The 15,471-nt window shown below is 64.9% G+C and carries 7 protein-coding genes; 3 read left to right on the top strand and 4 right to left on the bottom strand.

Features of this window, described 5'->3' with window-relative positions; translation table 11 throughout:
* Positions 1 to 7 precede the first annotated feature (7 nt).
* The 3 genes from rlmD to VGM61_RS04240 all read right to left on the bottom strand — a co-directional run bounded on the left by rlmD (position 8) and on the right by VGM61_RS04240 (position 3,951).
* A complete protein-coding gene (gene rlmD, locus VGM61_RS04250; protein WP_331521488.1) occupies positions 8 to 1,306 on the bottom strand; it encodes a 23S rRNA (uracil(1939)-C(5))-methyltransferase RlmD in 1,299 nt (432 codons plus the stop codon).
* A gap of 78 nt (positions 1,307 to 1,384) precedes the next feature.
* Positions 1,385 to 1,981 carry a DUF1318 domain-containing protein gene (locus VGM61_RS04245; protein WP_331521487.1) on the bottom strand — a complete coding sequence of 199 codons (597 nt, stop codon included), beginning with the start codon at positions 1,979 to 1,981 and terminating at the stop codon, positions 1,385 to 1,387.
* A 20-nt stretch (positions 1,982 to 2,001) separates the two neighbouring features.
* On the bottom strand, positions 2,002 to 3,951 hold the full coding sequence (locus tag VGM61_RS04240; RefSeq protein ID WP_331521486.1) for a hypothetical protein: 1,950 nt from the start codon (positions 3,949 to 3,951) through the stop codon (positions 2,002 to 2,004).
* A 110-nt stretch (positions 3,952 to 4,061) separates the two neighbouring features.
* Here VGM61_RS04240 and VGM61_RS04235 point away from each other — a divergent pair, with 110 nt between their 5' ends.
* Entirely contained in the window at positions 4,062 to 4,829 is a 768-nt protein-coding gene (locus VGM61_RS04235; protein ID WP_331521485.1) for a response regulator, read from the top strand.
* Between the two features lie 56 nt (positions 4,830 to 4,885).
* On the opposite strand, the gene VGM61_RS04230 is transcribed toward VGM61_RS04235, so the two are convergent.
* Entirely contained in the window at positions 4,886 to 9,811 is a 4,926-nt protein-coding gene (locus tag VGM61_RS04230; RefSeq protein ID WP_331521484.1) for an NAD-glutamate dehydrogenase, read from the bottom strand.
* A 489-nt stretch (positions 9,812 to 10,300) separates the two neighbouring features.
* Here VGM61_RS04230 and VGM61_RS04225 point away from each other — a divergent pair, with 489 nt between their 5' ends.
* Positions 10,301 to 11,491, top strand: coding sequence for an efflux RND transporter periplasmic adaptor subunit (locus VGM61_RS04225; RefSeq protein WP_331521483.1), 1,191 nt, complete (start codon positions 10,301 to 10,303; stop codon positions 11,489 to 11,491).
* Positions 11,492 to 11,503: 12 nt separating this feature from the next.
* On the top strand, positions 11,504 to 14,770 hold the full coding sequence (locus VGM61_RS04220; RefSeq protein ID WP_331521482.1) for a multidrug efflux RND transporter permease subunit: 3,267 nt from the start codon (positions 11,504 to 11,506) through the stop codon (positions 14,768 to 14,770).
* Positions 14,771 to 15,471 lie beyond the last annotated feature (701 nt).

Below are 15,471 nucleotides of genomic sequence, written 5' to 3'. Positions count from 1 at the left end.
AAGCCTTCTAGCGTTCGAAGAGCGCGATCGATTCGACGTGCGCGGTATGTGGAAACATATCCATCACGCCAGCGCTGGAAAGCCGGAATCCATGCTGGTTGACCAGAATACCGGCATCGCGGGCGAGCGATCCGGGGTGGCACGATACGTACACCACCCGCCGCGTCGAGGTACGGGGAAGATACTCAAGCACCTTGTCGGCGCCAGCGCGCGGCGGGTCGAGCAGGATAGTGTCGTAGTCGGCCCGGGCCCAAGCAGTGGCACGCTGGTCTTCGAAGAGATTGGCCACGCTGAAATGTGCGTTGCCGATGCCATTGCGCGCGGCGTTGGCCGCGGCGCGCTCGACCAGGCCATGCTCGCCCTCCACCCCCGTGACCTCACCTACGTGCCGGGCGATGGGCAAGGTGAAATTGCCCAGGCCGCAGAAGAGGTCAAGCACGCGGTGATGCGGCTCGGGCGCCATCAGCTCAAGCGTGCGTTCGATCATCCGGCGGTTCATGCCGGCGTTGACCTGGACGAAGTCGAGCGGCGCGAATGCCATGTCCACGTCCTGCCCGGGAATACCGAACGACAGCTGGTGCCCTTCCGGCCACAGGACATGCACGCTGGTTATGCCCGACGGCTGCAGGTAAATGGCAAAACCATGTTCCTTGCCGAAGGCCACCAGGGCGTCACGGTCGCGCTCGGACAAGGGCGAGAGATGCCGGAACACCAGGGCGACGTCGGCATCGCCGGCGGCGAACTCAATCTGCGCGATGTGGTGCGCGGCATCCATGCCCGACACCAGTTCCGCCAGCAGGCCGACCTTCGGGCCCAGCGATGGATGGATCACCTCGCAGCGCTGGATGTCGGCGACAAAGCGCGGGTTGGACTCTTCGCGGAAACCCACCAGCACGCGTTCCTTCTTCGCCACGTGGCGTACCGAGAAACGACCCTTGCGACGATAGCCCCAGGCCTCGCCGGTGAGCGGAGGCAACCACTGCCGGGGCTCGACCTTGCCGATGCGCTGGAAGTTGTCGGCCAGCACCTGCTGCTTCATGGCGATCTGCGCGGCCGGTTGCATGTGCTGGAGGCTGCAGCCGCTGCAGGCGGCGACATGGACGCACCGCGGCTCGGTGCGCTCGGGTGAGCGGGTGATGAATTCGGCAACTTCTGCTTCGTCGTAGTTGCGGTGGCGCTTGCGCATGCGCAAGCGCACCGTTTCGCCGGCAAGGGCGCCTGCGACGAAGACGGCCTTGCCGTCGATGCGGGCGACGCCTCGGCCATCGTGGCCGACGTTGACGATGGTGGTTTCGAACTCTGTCATGTTCTTCAATTACGGCCCCGGCATCTGGAGACCAGCGGCCGGAAGGCTTATGAAAGGAGCTAAGGGAACGGGCGACGGCTATTTTCGGTGCCATTGGCCCGCGGCGTCACGATAATACCAGCCGGCGGGGGCCCGCTCGATCCAGCCCCGGGCAAAGGTAGCGCGCACCTGGCCTTCCCATTCGGGATGACCATTGGCGGTGGCCACCTCCCGGTACAGCGCGGCGCGGTCGCGGTTGTCCTGGGCGACCCAGGTGCTGGCCTGGGCGCGCTGTGCCAGTGCGATGGCGTTGGCGTCGCGCACGGCCAGGTCGCCTTCGGCGGCAAGGCCCACGGCGCCGCTGTCCAGCAAGGCCTTGAGACCACCCCGCAGGCGGGCTTTCATACGTTCGCCGATGGCCTGTGTGGTGGCCGTCTGCACGCGGATATCCGGGGTGTCGGCGGCATAGGCGGCTGGGATCAGCAAATCGAACACGCTGGCGGACGGTTGCACGGTGTTCTTTTCCGTGGCGGGTGCAGGCTGCTTCGGGGGTGCCGGGGTGTCTTCAAGGACATTGCCGATGAACTGGTCGGCGGCCTTCTGCGCAGCCGCCTCGGGAAAATACACGTTGATGGTGACGCAACCGGCCACGGCCAGGACGAGGGCCAGGATGGCGCCAGTGAAGGTTGTGCGCATGCGCTTTTTCTCCGGTGGGGTCAGTCGACGACCGGGCCGCCGCCGTGGATGGCCGCCTGCAGCCGCCTTACCAGGGTGGGCCAGTCCACCTGCGACTGATGGCCGACGATGGTCAGGCGCGGCAGGCCGCTGCCCTCGACGATAGTGTAGCCCTCCGCCGGCGAACGGCCATCGGCCAGGCCTGTCATGCGGCAGACATCGCCGCGCAATTCACAGCCAAGCGCCAGGCGGCGGTAACTGAAATTACGGAAAAGCTTCATCACCTTGCCCTGCAATCCGCCGGCGATGACGCCGCCGCCGACAGACGTGAGGTTGTCCACGGCGCGCTGACTTATCTTGCCGCCGCCGTCGGCGTGCAGTTGTGCGATAAACGCAGCGGGCAGCCAGCCAACCATGCGCAGGCCATCGACGGTACCGTCCATGCGCCCGGTGATGTTGCCGAAGTCGAACACACCAGTGACCAGGGCAAGGTCCAGCTGGCGCAGGGCAACGTCCGCGGTAAGCACCGGCGTATTGCCAAATGGCTGCTGCAAGGCAAGGCGGGTGACATCGACGAATCCGTCAAACACATTGACCGAGAGGCCGCCGGCAAGCTCCAGGCGGTCACCGTCGTAACGTAACGATGGCACGGCGCCGGCCAGCGTGCCGTGGAATTCAGGCCAGCCCAGCGCACGGGAAAGCGCAGCCATGTCGACCTGCGTAAGCACCAGCGACGCGGTGGATGGCTTGCCCGGCTGCCACGTTGCCGCGCGGACCGACAGTGTCCCATCCAGCACCGGTACCTGTAGGGGCCTGGCCAGGCTGAGTACGCCGTGCTCGGTCTGCCAGTGACCCAATGCCGCGCCGTTGGGAATGCGCCAGACATCCAGCGACGACCAACCCAGGGTGGTCGCCGGGCGCGTCTGCCCGGCTGCCCAGTCAAGGCCTCCGCGCAGGCCTTTCACGCCGAGCTGGCCATCCCCCAGGGCGATGTCCATGTGTTGGGTATCAAAGCGGAACGAGCGTAATCCCGATGGAGCCAGTGACAGCGCCCCCTGGAGCGAACCGCCGATGCTGATCGCCGGGAAGCCCAGCCAGGCGGTGAGGCCTTTCCCATAGCGATCATAAGCCGCGGGGAAATGGGCCTGGATATCATCAAGCTGCAAGCCCATGGCCTTGCCAGGACCAAAGCCGGCCGAACCGTCCAGGGTCAACGCATCGGGATCCATCAGGTGCAGGCGGTGCAACTGGATAGTATCGCCAGCCTGCTCGATATCGGCGGACAGCTGCACGGGGTGGCCAGGCAGTTCGGCGTAAAGATCGCCCAGCAGCAGCTTGCCGCCACGAAGACTGCCGTCCAGCCCCAGGCGCGCGGCGCGGCCGGTGGTGTCCACGCTGATGCGGCTGGTTGCAGCCAGATTATCGGCGGCCAGGCGCCCGCCGGGCGCATCGAAGTCCACACCGACCATGTCGAGCTGGCCGGCCGCCTGCAGGCCCTCGTCGCGAAGATCCACCGCAAGGCTCGCATTGATGCTACCCGCCTTCGGCTGCACCGTGGTGTCGGCGAGCCACCCCTTGAGCCATGCCGCCGGAAGGCGTTCAAGGTCGATCTGCAAATGCGTGGGCTGGTCCAGCGGCATGGCCAGGGCGCCGTGTGCGGTGCCCTGCGTAATCGTCGCCTGAAGGGTATTGGCGGCCTCATCCCATTGCACCCGCAGGCGCGCGTCACCCAGGGCGCCACCGGGAGCACGGGCGAGCTTCAGGGACGTGTCGAGCACCAACCGGCCCTCTGTGTCGCGCCGGAAGCTGCCTTCGCAGGCCAGGGCGAGCTTCCGCCAGCCCAGTGCAGGAATGTCGGCCTGCTGGCTTTGCAAGCGCACGCGGAGGCCTCCGCCGGGTTCGTTTTCAGCCCACACCGACAGGCCGGCCAGGTCGATTCCGGGCACGCTTAGGTGGTCTGCCACCAGCTGGATGCCTGCCATGGCTGGCATCGGACACCCCACAAGCATTACAAAGACCATCCAATTGAGGATTCGCGCGATTGATCCAGGCCTCATGTCCACCCATTCTGCCAAAGCCAGCTGAACGATACGGATCGTTGATGCCAAAAACGCAAATTGCCACATCGGTGCGCGCGGAGCCCCAGCATGAACTGCGGGTGCTGGTGGCCGACGACGACCCCACCACGCTCGACTTCTGCCGTGCGGCGCTCGAGGCGCTGCGCTGCCACGTCACCGCGTGCAACAGCTACCAGGAAGCCGTACGCCAGGCCACGGCCCATCGCTTCGACCTCCTGCTTCTGGATTGCCGCATGCCTGGCGGTGGTGCGGCCAGCATCATGCAGGCGTTGCTGCGCCATCCCCACGCCGCCTCCGCCCGCTCGCCGGCGATCGCCACCACGGCGGGCGCGGATGCCGCCACACGGCAGCACATGCGCCAGCTCGGCTTCGTCGAATTGCTCGGCAAGCCCTTCGAGGTGGCGCAACTGCGCGCCCTGCTCAATCGCTTCGGCCGCTATCCGGCGCTGATCCTTGACGATGCCGAAGCCATTGCCACCAGTGGCGATGCAACGATTACCCGCGCGCTGCGCGGGCTCCTGCGCGATGAACTGGTCCAACTGGCGCAGGAGTTCGACACCCTCGTGCGGGATATCGACGCGTTCGCGGACCTTCTGCACCGGTTGCGCTCGGCCTGCGGTTTTTGCGGCGCCATGCAACTGCAGCACCTGACAATCGACCTGCAACGGACGATCCGCGCGGCCCACACACCTGGCCACGACGAGCTTGAAGCCTTTCGTCGCACCTTGATGGCAACCATCGCCGCGTTGAAGCTCGACGGCCACGAGCCCGGCCCCCCCGCGGCGGCCTGAAGGCCCAACAACAATGTCCTGGCACGGGGTATGCCATGCCAGGACATCGCAGGCCATCAGGCCAGGGGCACCTGGGCCAGCTGGGCCAGGCGCCGTACCGCTACCGAGGCAATAGGATAGTCGGCGTTCTGGCTGAGTATCTCGGCCAGCATGGTGCGGGTGTAGCGTAGCGTTGCATCGTCGCGCCCAAGCCATGCCTGCACGGCGTTCTCGTCCGGCCGCATGGCGCCCAACGCCAGCACCTGCACCGCCAGGGCCCGGTGCTGGGTGTTCAGTTCATCCAGCAGCGAGCCACGTGCCTGCGCGTGCCAATGGCCTTCCACCGGCAACGCCTCGATCTGTCCGCGCAACCATTCCAGGTCGAGCGCTTCGCCCAGCTGGTAGAACACACGGGCCACCGCGTCGATCGGCTGTCCGCTTTGCTGGGCGACCTCCACCATGTCGAAAGCGGCGCGCAGCACCGGCACCCGGGCCATGCGCAGGGCGAGTGCTTCGGGGAAGCCCATGCCCGCCCATTTTTCCTGGCTGGCGGAGAAATCCCCGCGGCCGGTGTCGGTAAGGACGCCGGGCATCGCCTGGCGCAGCGCAAGTACCGATGCCTGGTAACGCTCTACGTTGGCGGCGATGTCCAGGGCGCCGCCTGGGCGGTTGAGCAACCAGCGCGTCAGGTGCCGCAGCAGCGACCAGATCTGCAGGATGGCGTCGATCTGGGTGTCTTCGGCTACCTGGCTGTCCAGCGCCTCGATCTCGCTCCACAAGCTGCGCACGTCCAGGATCTCACGCGCTGCCGTATAGGCCTTGGCGATCGCCGCCGGGCCCTGGCCGGTATCTTCCTGCATGCGCATCATGAAGGTAGCGCCCATGCGGTTGATGGTGGAGTTCGTCACCGCCGTGGCGATGATCTCCCGCTTCAGGCGGTGGCGCTGCATGTGCCCGGCGTACTTCTGGTGCAGCGGCTCGGGGAAATAGCGCACGAGCTCACGCGAAAGGTATGGATCTTCCGGAACATCCGAATCGAGCAACTGCTGGAACAGGCGGATCTTGTCGTACGAAAGCAGCACGGATATTTCCGGGCGCGTCATGCCCTGGCCGCGCGTCTTGCGCTCGGTCAGTTCAGCATCGGACGGCAGCGATTCGACGACGCGGTCGAGGGTGCCCTCCAGTTCCAGGGTGCGGATGAAGTGGGCCATCGATCCAAGGCGGCGCACCGACTGGTGTTCCATCACCGTGATGGCCTGGTTCTGGCGGTAGTTGTCCCACAGGACAAGCTTGCCGACCTCATCGGTCATCGCAGCCAACTGCTGGTTGCGTCCCTCGAAGCTCAGTTCGCCGCGCTGCACGGCATCGTTGAGCAGGATCTTGATGTTCACCTCGTGATCGGAGGTATCCACACCGGCGGAGTTGTCGATGAAGTCGGTGTTGAGCAGCACACCCGATTGCGCCGCTTCGATGCGGCCCTTCTGGGTCATGCCCAGGTTGCCGCCCTCGCCGACGATCTTGCAGTGCAATTCGTTGCCGTTCACGCGCAAGGCGTTGTTGGCGCGATCGCCCACTTCCTGTTGGGTCTCGCTGGTTGCCTTGACGTAGGTACCGATGCCGCCATTCCAAAGCAGGTCCACCGGCGCCTTCAGGATCGCGCTCATGAGGTCCATCGGCGCCATGTGCGCGGCGTCGCCCTTGATACCCAGTGCCGCGCGCACCTGCGGCGATACCGGTACCGACTTGGCGTTGCGCGGGAACACGCCGCCGCCTTCGGAGATCAGCGACTTGTCATAGTCATCCCACGACGAACGGGGCAAGGCGAACAGGCGCTCGCGCTCGACGAACGAAGGTTCTGCATCGGGACTCGGATCAAGGAAAATGTGGCGGTGGTCGAAGGCGGCCAGCAGGCGGATATGACGGGACAGCAGCATGCCGTTGCCGAAGACGTCGCCGGACATGTCGCCCACGCCGACGGTGGTGAAATTCTCCGACTGGCAATCGCGTCCCAGCGAGCGGAAATGACGCTTGACCGATTCCCACGCGCCCTTGGCGGTGATGCCCATGCCCTTGTGGTCATAGCCGTTGGAGCCACCGGATGCGAAGGCGTCGTCAAGCCAGAAGCCGTGCTCGGTGGAGATGGCGTTGGCGATGTCGGAGAACGTGGCCGTGCCCTTGTCGGCGGCGACCACCAGGTACGGATCGTCCGCATCGTGGCGTACCACGTCGTGTGGCGGCACCAGCTTGCCTTCGACGAGGTTATCGGTGATGTCGAGCAGTCCGCTGATGAACATCCGGTAGCAGGCGATGCCTTCGGCCAGCTGGGCATCACGGTCGCCGCCCACGGGCGGACGTTTGACGACGAATCCACCCTTCGAACCTACCGGCACGATCACCGTGTTCTTCACCATCTGGGCCTTGACCAGACCCAGCACCTCGGTACGGAAATCCTCGCGGCGATCGGACCAGCGCAACCCGCCGCGGGCTACCGGCCCGAATCGCAGGTGGATGCCCTCCACTCGCGGGGCGTAGACGAAGATCTCGCGATAGGGCACGGGCTTGGCGAGGTCCGGTACCTGGTGCGAATCGAACTTGAACGAAAGGTACGGACGGAACGCGCCGTCGAACTGCTGGAAGAAACTCGTGCGGATCGTGGCGTGGATCAAGGCCATGAAACTACGCAGGATGCGGTCTTCATCCAGGCTCGAGACATTCTCAAGCAGCACCCCCATCACTTCCTCGACGGCTACGATCTGCTCATCGCGCGGAAGCCTGAGCGAATCCACCAGACGGTCGATCGGCCCCGGCTGCGTGGTGGTGACGGACTCAGGCAGCAGCACCTGCATCTCGGCGGTGAGGATGGCTGCGGCGTTCGCGCGCTCATCGGCGCTCAGCGATGTGCGCTGCGGATCGAACTTGGCATTGAACAGTTCCACCAGCAGGCCGGCGATGGCCGGATGACCGTTAAGGGCATCCTCCATGTAGGCCTGGGAGAAGGTCACGCCCGTCTGCAGAAGGTATTTGCAATAACTGCGCAGCACCGCCACCTGGCGCCAGCCGAGCTTGGCGCCCAGCACAAGCCGGTTGAACCCGTCGTTCTCGGCATTGCCGCGCCAGATCTGCTCAAAGGCGTCTTCGAACAACGTGCCCACCTGTGCCACGTCGAAGGCAAGCTCGCCCACCGGCTGCACTTCGAAATCCTGGATGAAGAGCGGCGCATCACCCACGCGTACTTCGTACATGTGCTCGGTGAGCACACGAAGGCCCAGGTTCTCCAGAAGGGGCAGTACTTCGGACAACGCGATATCCGAACCGCTGCGATAGATCTTGAAGCGAAGTTCCTCCGGCCGCGCGGCCGGATGGTAGAACGACATGCTGACGGCGTCCGGGCCCTTGAGACCTGCCAGAGCGCGGACATCGGCGGCGGCAACGGTGGCCGGCACTTCGTCGACATAGCCGGCGGGCAAGGCACGGCCGTAACGGTTGGCCAGCACGATACCCGGCTGCTCACCAAGGTCCGCCACCAGACGGTCGCGAAGTTCGTCGTGCCAGTTGCGTGCGATCGCGGCAATGGTGACTTCCAACGCGCTGGCGTCATACACCGGGTGATCGCCGATGCGCGGACGCACCACCACGTGCAGGCGCACCAGCGCTGCCTCGCCCATCAACACCGCCGAATCAAGGTGCTCGCCGTGCATCGCGTCGCGCAGCGTGGCTTCAATGCGCTCGCGAACCGCGGTGTTGAAACGCTCGCGCGGGATGTACACCAGGCAGGAGAAAAACCTGCCGTAACTGTCGCGTCGGATGAACAGGCGCGTGCGCGCCCGCTGCTGCAATTCCAGGATGCCCGAGGCCAGCGCGAACAATTCATCGGCTGAGCACTGGAACAGTTCCTCGCGCGGCAAGGTGTCCAGGATGTGCCTTAGCGACTTGCCCGAGTAGGAGTCTTTCTTCAGGCCCGAGCGATCCATCACCGCGTCGCACTTGCGCCGCACCAGCGGCACCTGTTTCGGGCGCGCCATGTAGGCGTTGGATGAGAACAACCCGAGGAATCGTTGCTCGGCCACCGGCCGGCCCTGGGCGTCGAACTTCAGCACGCCTACGTAATCCATGTAACCAGGGCGGTGTACCGGCGATCGGGCGTTGGTCTTGGTCAGGATGATCGCGTCGGTGGAGCCGGACTGCGGCAGCTCGGTGGCAACGAGTGAACGCAGCGAGCGCGGGGCCAGCGACCGATCCGCCGCGCGCAGGATGCCCAGTCCCGAGCCTTCCACTGAACGCAGCACTTCATCCTCGGCGGTCCTGACCACTTCGTATTCGCGATAGCCCAGGAACGTGAAGTGGTCCTCCGTCAGCCAGCGCATGAACTGCGTGGCCTCATTCACCTCGTCAGCTGACAGGGGCAAGGCACGGCGCGGAAGATCGTCGGCGATGGCCAAGGCCTTCTGGCCCATGGCCTGCCAGTCGTCCACGGCCTCACGCACGTCGAACAGGGCGGCTTCCAGTTCCTTGCGAACGGTCTCCAGGCTGTCGCCATCCAGGCGGTCGATCTCCAGGCGCATGAACGATTCGCCCGAGGCACCGTCGGCGCCCAGCGTGGCAATGCTGCCGTCGGCAGCGCGGGTGACCGGCACCACCGGATGGATCAGGGCGTGGATAGCGGCGTGGTTCACCGCCACCATGCTGGCGGTGTCAACCAGGAAAGGCATGTCGTCGTTGACGATCTCGATGATCGTGCGACTTCCACTGGCGCCGGGGTTGAACACCCGCACCAGGGCCTGCCCCGGCGACCGCCTGGCGGCAAAGGCGAGGAATTCGCCGATCAACGCAGCCCAGCGTTCGGGGGTGTGCAGCCCCAGGTCCGACAGGGCGATGCGGGAAAAGAAGAGGTCGATGAAGAACCGCGCCTGCGCCGCAGTGAGCTGCGACTTTCCTTGTTTGCTGAATTCCTCGATCACGAGGGCTGGGAAGCTGCCGTCCTCGGCTGCGCGAATCGCGTTCATGGCTGGCTGTCGCCTTGATGGGGAAAAGGAAGTTATCCGACGAAGGATACCGCCGCTACGGACGACAAGGCCACTTCTTGTCGTCCCGCAATGCGGCATTTTCAGCTGGTTTTCATGACACCTTGCACCGTGCCGGTGAGGCGCGCGCGCGTATGGCGAAAACCTGCGATGCCACCGGAACCTTGTGCGTCGCGCCAACGGCGTCAGAAAAGGCTGCAAGTAGCATTGACTCTTTAAGCGAATAGTTTTTAAACTGAGCGGTACAGTGAATCGGTATCCTGTCTGTGTGAGTGGCGCAGACCCCGATCCATGCCCTTCCCGACATCGACAGGCATTGCCCCGAACCATCGTTAATTCTCGCCCGGACATGGCCATCCGGCACAGGACGACACGGCTTGTCTTGCGATAACTGTTATATGAGCGCGCCTGCCCCCCACCCCAGGGGGCGGATGTGGAAGAACAACGGCATAGAAAATGAACGGAGTCCCCATGAAGCCCCTGCCCCTGCGCACATCCTTGTTGTGCCTCGGCCTGATCGCGCTTTCCGCCTGCGGCAAGAAGCAGGAAGCGCCAAAGGCACCACCCACCCCCGAAGTAGGCGTGGTCCAGGCCCAGCTTTCGTCCGCTCCGCTCGTACAGAACCAGGTCGGGCGCCTTTCGGCGTTCCGTACTGCCGATGTCCGTGCGCGCGTGCCGGGTATCCTGCAAAAGCGCGTCTATAACGAAGGTTCGGACGTCAAAGCCGGCCAGGTGCTCTTCATCATCGATCCGGCTCCCCTGCAGGCGGAACTGGATCAGTCGCAGGCCAACCTCGCCTCGGCCCAGGCCACCGCGCTGAACAATAAGGCCGCCGCCGACCGCGCGCGCAGCCTGATCGGCAAGAACTATGTGTCGCGTTCGGACCTCGACACCGCCGTGGCGAATGAGCGTACCGCCAATGCCGCGGTGAAGCAGGCCCAGGCGGCCGTGCAGACCGCACGCATCAACCTGAGCTACACCAAGGTGGAATCGCCCATCGACGGCCGCGCCAGCCAACAGCAGGTCACCGAGGGCGCACTGGTGGGCCAGGGTGATACCACGCTGCTGACCACGGTCGACCAGGTCGATCCGCTCTACGTGAACTTCACCGTCAGCATCGGCGACCTGGCCACCATGCGCCGCGCCGCTGCCAACGGCGGCGTTACCCTGCGCGACCAGGACAAGGCCACTGTCACCATCACCCTGCCTGACGGCAGCACCTACGACGAGAAGGGCACGCTCGACTTCTCCGATACCCAGGTGAACCCCAGCACTGGCGCGGTGAGCCTGCGCGCGGTCATTCCCAACAAGGAACGTACCCTGTTGCCAGGTACCTACGTGACGATCGCGGCGGACCTTGGCGAACAGAACAAGGTGTTCCTGATTCCGCAGGCCGCCGTGGTGCGTGACACCAAGGGTGCCTACGTGATGACGGTCGGTAGCGACGGCAAGGTGGTCCGCAAGGATGTCACCGCCGCCAGCACCAGCGGCAGCAACTGGATCGTGACCCACGGTCTGGCCGCCGGTGACCAGGTCATCGTATCGGGCCTGCAGACGGTCAAGGAAGGCGGCCAGGCCAAAGCCTCGCCCTACCAGCCGCCCCAGCCCGGTCCGATGCAGGCCCAGGAGGCCCAGGCCAGTGGCCAGGCCGGCAAGCAGTAAAGGGGATACGACATGCCGAGTTTTTTCATCGACCGCCCAGTCTTCGCATGGGTGATCGCCATCCTCATATCCCTGGTGGGCACGATTTCGTTGCTCAACATGGGTATCGAGTCGTATCCCAACATCGCTCCGCCCCAGGTGACGGTCAACGCCACCTATCCGGGCGCCTCGGCGGACACCACGGAAAAGACGGTCACCCAGGTGATCGAGCAGCAGCTGACGGGTATCGATCACCTGCTGTACTTCTCCTCGTCGTCCAGCTCCGCGGGCACGGCATCGATCACGCTGACCTTCCAGACCGGTACCGATCCTGACATCGCGCAGGTGCAGGTGCAGAACAAGGTCTCGCTGGCCACGCCCCGCCTGCCGTCGGAAGTGACCCAGCAGGGCGTGGTGGTGGCGAAGTCGAATCCCGACTTCCTGATGTTCCTGGCGCTGACCTCCGACAACCCGGACATCGACAACGCGCGTCTGAACGACATCGTCGCCTCGCAGGTCAACGAGCAGATCAGCCGTATCTCGGGCGTGGGTTCCACGCGCCAGATCGGCGCCGAATACGCCATGCGTATATGGCTGAACCCCGACAAGTTGCAGGGCTATGGCCTTTCGGCAAGCCAGGTGCAGCAGGCGATCGCCAGTCAGAACGTGCAGTTCGCCGCAGGCTCCCTGGGTTCGGATCCGGCCAGCAATGGCCAGGGGTTCAGCGCCACCGTGTCAGCCGAGGGGCGGCTCTCCAGCCCCGAGCAGTTCGGCCAGATCATCCTGCGCGCCAATCCCGACGGCACGTCCGTCAAGCTTAGCGACGTGGCGAAGATCAACTTCGGCGGCCAGACCTACGGCTTCGGTTCCACGCTCGATGGCAAGCCTTCCGGCGCGCTGGGCGTGCAGCTCCTGCCCGGCGCCAACGCGCTGGACGTGGCAACGGCCGTGCGCGGCAAGATGGCTGAACTGGCCAAGAGCTTCCCGCCGGGTGTGACCTGGCAGGCGCCGTACGACTCCACGCCGTTCGTGCGCATCTCGATCAAGGAAGTGATCGAAACCCTGATCATCGCCATCGTGCTGGTGTTCGGCGTGATGTTGCTGTTCCTGCAGAACATCCGCGCCACCATTATCCCCACGCTGGTGATCCCGGTGGCGCTGCTGGGTACCTTCGCCGGCCTCCTGGCGCTGGGCTTCACCATCAACCAGCTCACCCTGTTCGGCATGGTGCTGGCGATCGGTATCGTGGTGGACGACGCGATCGTGGTGATCGAGAACGTCGAACGCATCATGACGGAGGAAAACCTCGAGCCGCGGGATGCCACGCGCAAGGCCATGGGCCAGATCACCGGTGCAGTGATTGCCATCACCGTGGTACTGGCGGCGGTGTTCGTGCCTTCGGCCTTCCAGGCCGGTGCCTCGGGCGTGATCTACAAACAATTCGCGCTCACCATCGCCGTGTCGATGGGGTTCTCAGCCTTCCTGGCACTCTCCTTCACGCCGGCGTTGTGCGCCTCGATCCTCAAGCCCACGCACAACGCAAAGAAGAACTTCATCTACCGCGGCTTCAACGTCGGGTTCGACAAGGTCAACGACATCTACCGTGGCCACATCGGTGGCGCGGTGCGCAGCGCACCGATGTGGATGGGTGTGTTCCTGGTGATCTGCCTGTTGTGCGGCTGGCTCTTCAGCCGCCTGCCGACGAGCTTCGTGCCCAGCGAAGACCAGGGTTTTGCCCTGGCCATCGTGTCGCTGCCGCCCGGGGCGTCGCTGCAGCGCACGCAAAATGTGATGCTGCAGATCCGCCAGAAGCTGCACGGCAATCCCAACGTCGACCGTATCTTCCAGATCTCAGGCTTCAGCTTTGTCGGTTCCGGTGAAAACACCGGCATGGCCTTCATCCGCCTGAAAGACTGGGCCGACCGAAAAGCCACCGCGGATGAATTCATCCAGCAGGCCAACGGCATCCTGCATGGCATCCGCGACGCGCAGATCTTCGTGGTGAACCTGCCGACCATCCGCGGCCTGTCGCAGTTCGGCGGCATCGACATGTGGCTGCAGGCCCGTGCAGGCCAGAGCCGCGAAGAACTCACCGCGGCTCGCAACACCGTGCTGGGCGCTGCAAGGCAGAATCCGAACATGGTGGCGGTGCGCCCGAACACGCTTGAAGATGCGCCGCAGATCCAGCTTTCGGTCGACCGCACCCAGGCGCAATCGATGGGCCTGTCGGTCAGCGATGTCTACACCGCCATCCAGCTCACCCTGGCACCGGTGTACATCAACGACTTCTCCTACGGCGGCCGCGTCAAGCGCGTGCTGATGCAGGCGGACACGCCCTACCGCATGGGTCCGGAGGCCTTCGGCCATATCTTCACGCCGAGCACCCTTGCCACCACAAGCGCCACCTCAAACGGTTCAACCCAGGCCACGCCACTGATGGTGCCCCTGTCGAACGTGGTGTCGTCGAAATGGCAGATGGCCTCCCCTGCCCTTAGCCGCTACAACGGCTACTCCGCCGTAGAGATCGTCGGTAGCGAAGCCCCGGGCCATTCCACCGGCCAGGCCATGAACGCGCTGTCGGGCATCGTGGAATCAAAGCTTCCGCCGACCTTCGGTTACGACTGGACGGGCCAGTCCTACCAGGAAATCCTCTCCGGCAACTCGGCAACACTGCTCATGATCCTTTCGATCCTGATCGTGTTCCTGTGCCTTGCCGCTCTGTACGAGAGCTGGTCGATCCCGGTGTCGGTGCTGCTGGTGGTTCCGCTGGGCATGCTGGGCACGGTGGTGTTCTCCATGCTTCGCGGCATGCCCAACGACATCTACTTCAAGATCGGCCTGATCACCGTGATCGGCCTGGCAGCGAAGAACGCGATCCTGATCATCGAGTTCGCGGTGGAACAACAGGCACAAGGCAAAACCTTGCGCCAGGCCACCATCGAAGCTTCGCACCTGCGTCTTCGCCCCATTCTGATGACGTCGATCGCCTTCATCCTGGGCGTGTTCCCGCTGTTCATCTCCAGCGGCGCCGGCGCCAACTCCCGCCACTCCATCGGTACGGGCGTGATCGGCGGCATGCTGTTCGCCACCTTCCTCGGCTTGCTGCTGATCCCGGTGTTCTACGTCAGCGTGCGCCGCCTCCTGGGCGACAAACTCGACGAGGTATCGCACAAGCTGCCGCACTCGCGCGACCACACTGACCACGGTGACGATGGCCATGGCGGCGGCAAGGGTCCGAACGACCCACAGGCACCGAACGTGGGCGACACCAGCCACCTGGACCCCGGCCCCCGAGGCTGAGTCCACGCAGCAGCTTCGAACCCCGGCCTGGCCGGGGTTTTTTTTCCGCTCGCCTTCGGCATTGCGTGGAACTTGGGCTCGGGCGTGGCGCAGGAGCCGGGGGCTATCAGCCTCGTCGCTCCGGTTACACCGGCGCTTGGGGGAAGAGGCCGCTGCGCGGCTTTTTCTGATGGCTGCGCCCCGGCGAGCCCGCGATGCGGGCGGGGGTTTTCGAGGCGGCCTGCGGCCTTGGCGAAAACGACCGGCTCATGCCGGTCCCCTGCGGGCCTGGTCCGCCCGCATCGCTCGGTTCCACAAGTCGCCGACGAGGCTGATAGCCCCCGGCTCTGGACACGTCCGAGGCGGCATCAAGGAGAGCGTGGGTGGGGCCTGAAACAGCCCTCCCCAGGCGAACCTCAATGTGCGGGAAAGCTGGTGGGCCATGGCGGCTGGCGCTCCGTGCGAAGGCGAAGGGCTTCGGCCGGATCAGGCCCGTCAGGGGGCCGGCCATGGACGGCCGGCCGTTTTCGCTGAGCCAGGATGGCGAATCGGAAACCCCCGGCCGAAGCCCGTCCCGATGGGGCGCAGCCATAAGAAAAAGCCGCGCAGCGGCCTCCTTCCCCGAGGGTCGCCGCAGCAGGAGCGGCCGCCGCCATGGCCCGCCGGCTCTTCCGCCACGCCCGAAGTGCGCGAGGCTCAGGTCTCGTAGCGAACGCCGGTGA

It is taken from the genome of Pinirhizobacter sp. (assembly GCF_036499745.1).
Lineage (GTDB): Bacteria > Pseudomonadota > Gammaproteobacteria > Xanthomonadales > Rhodanobacteraceae > Pinirhizobacter.
This window is presented reverse-complemented; position numbering and strand designations above follow the sequence as displayed.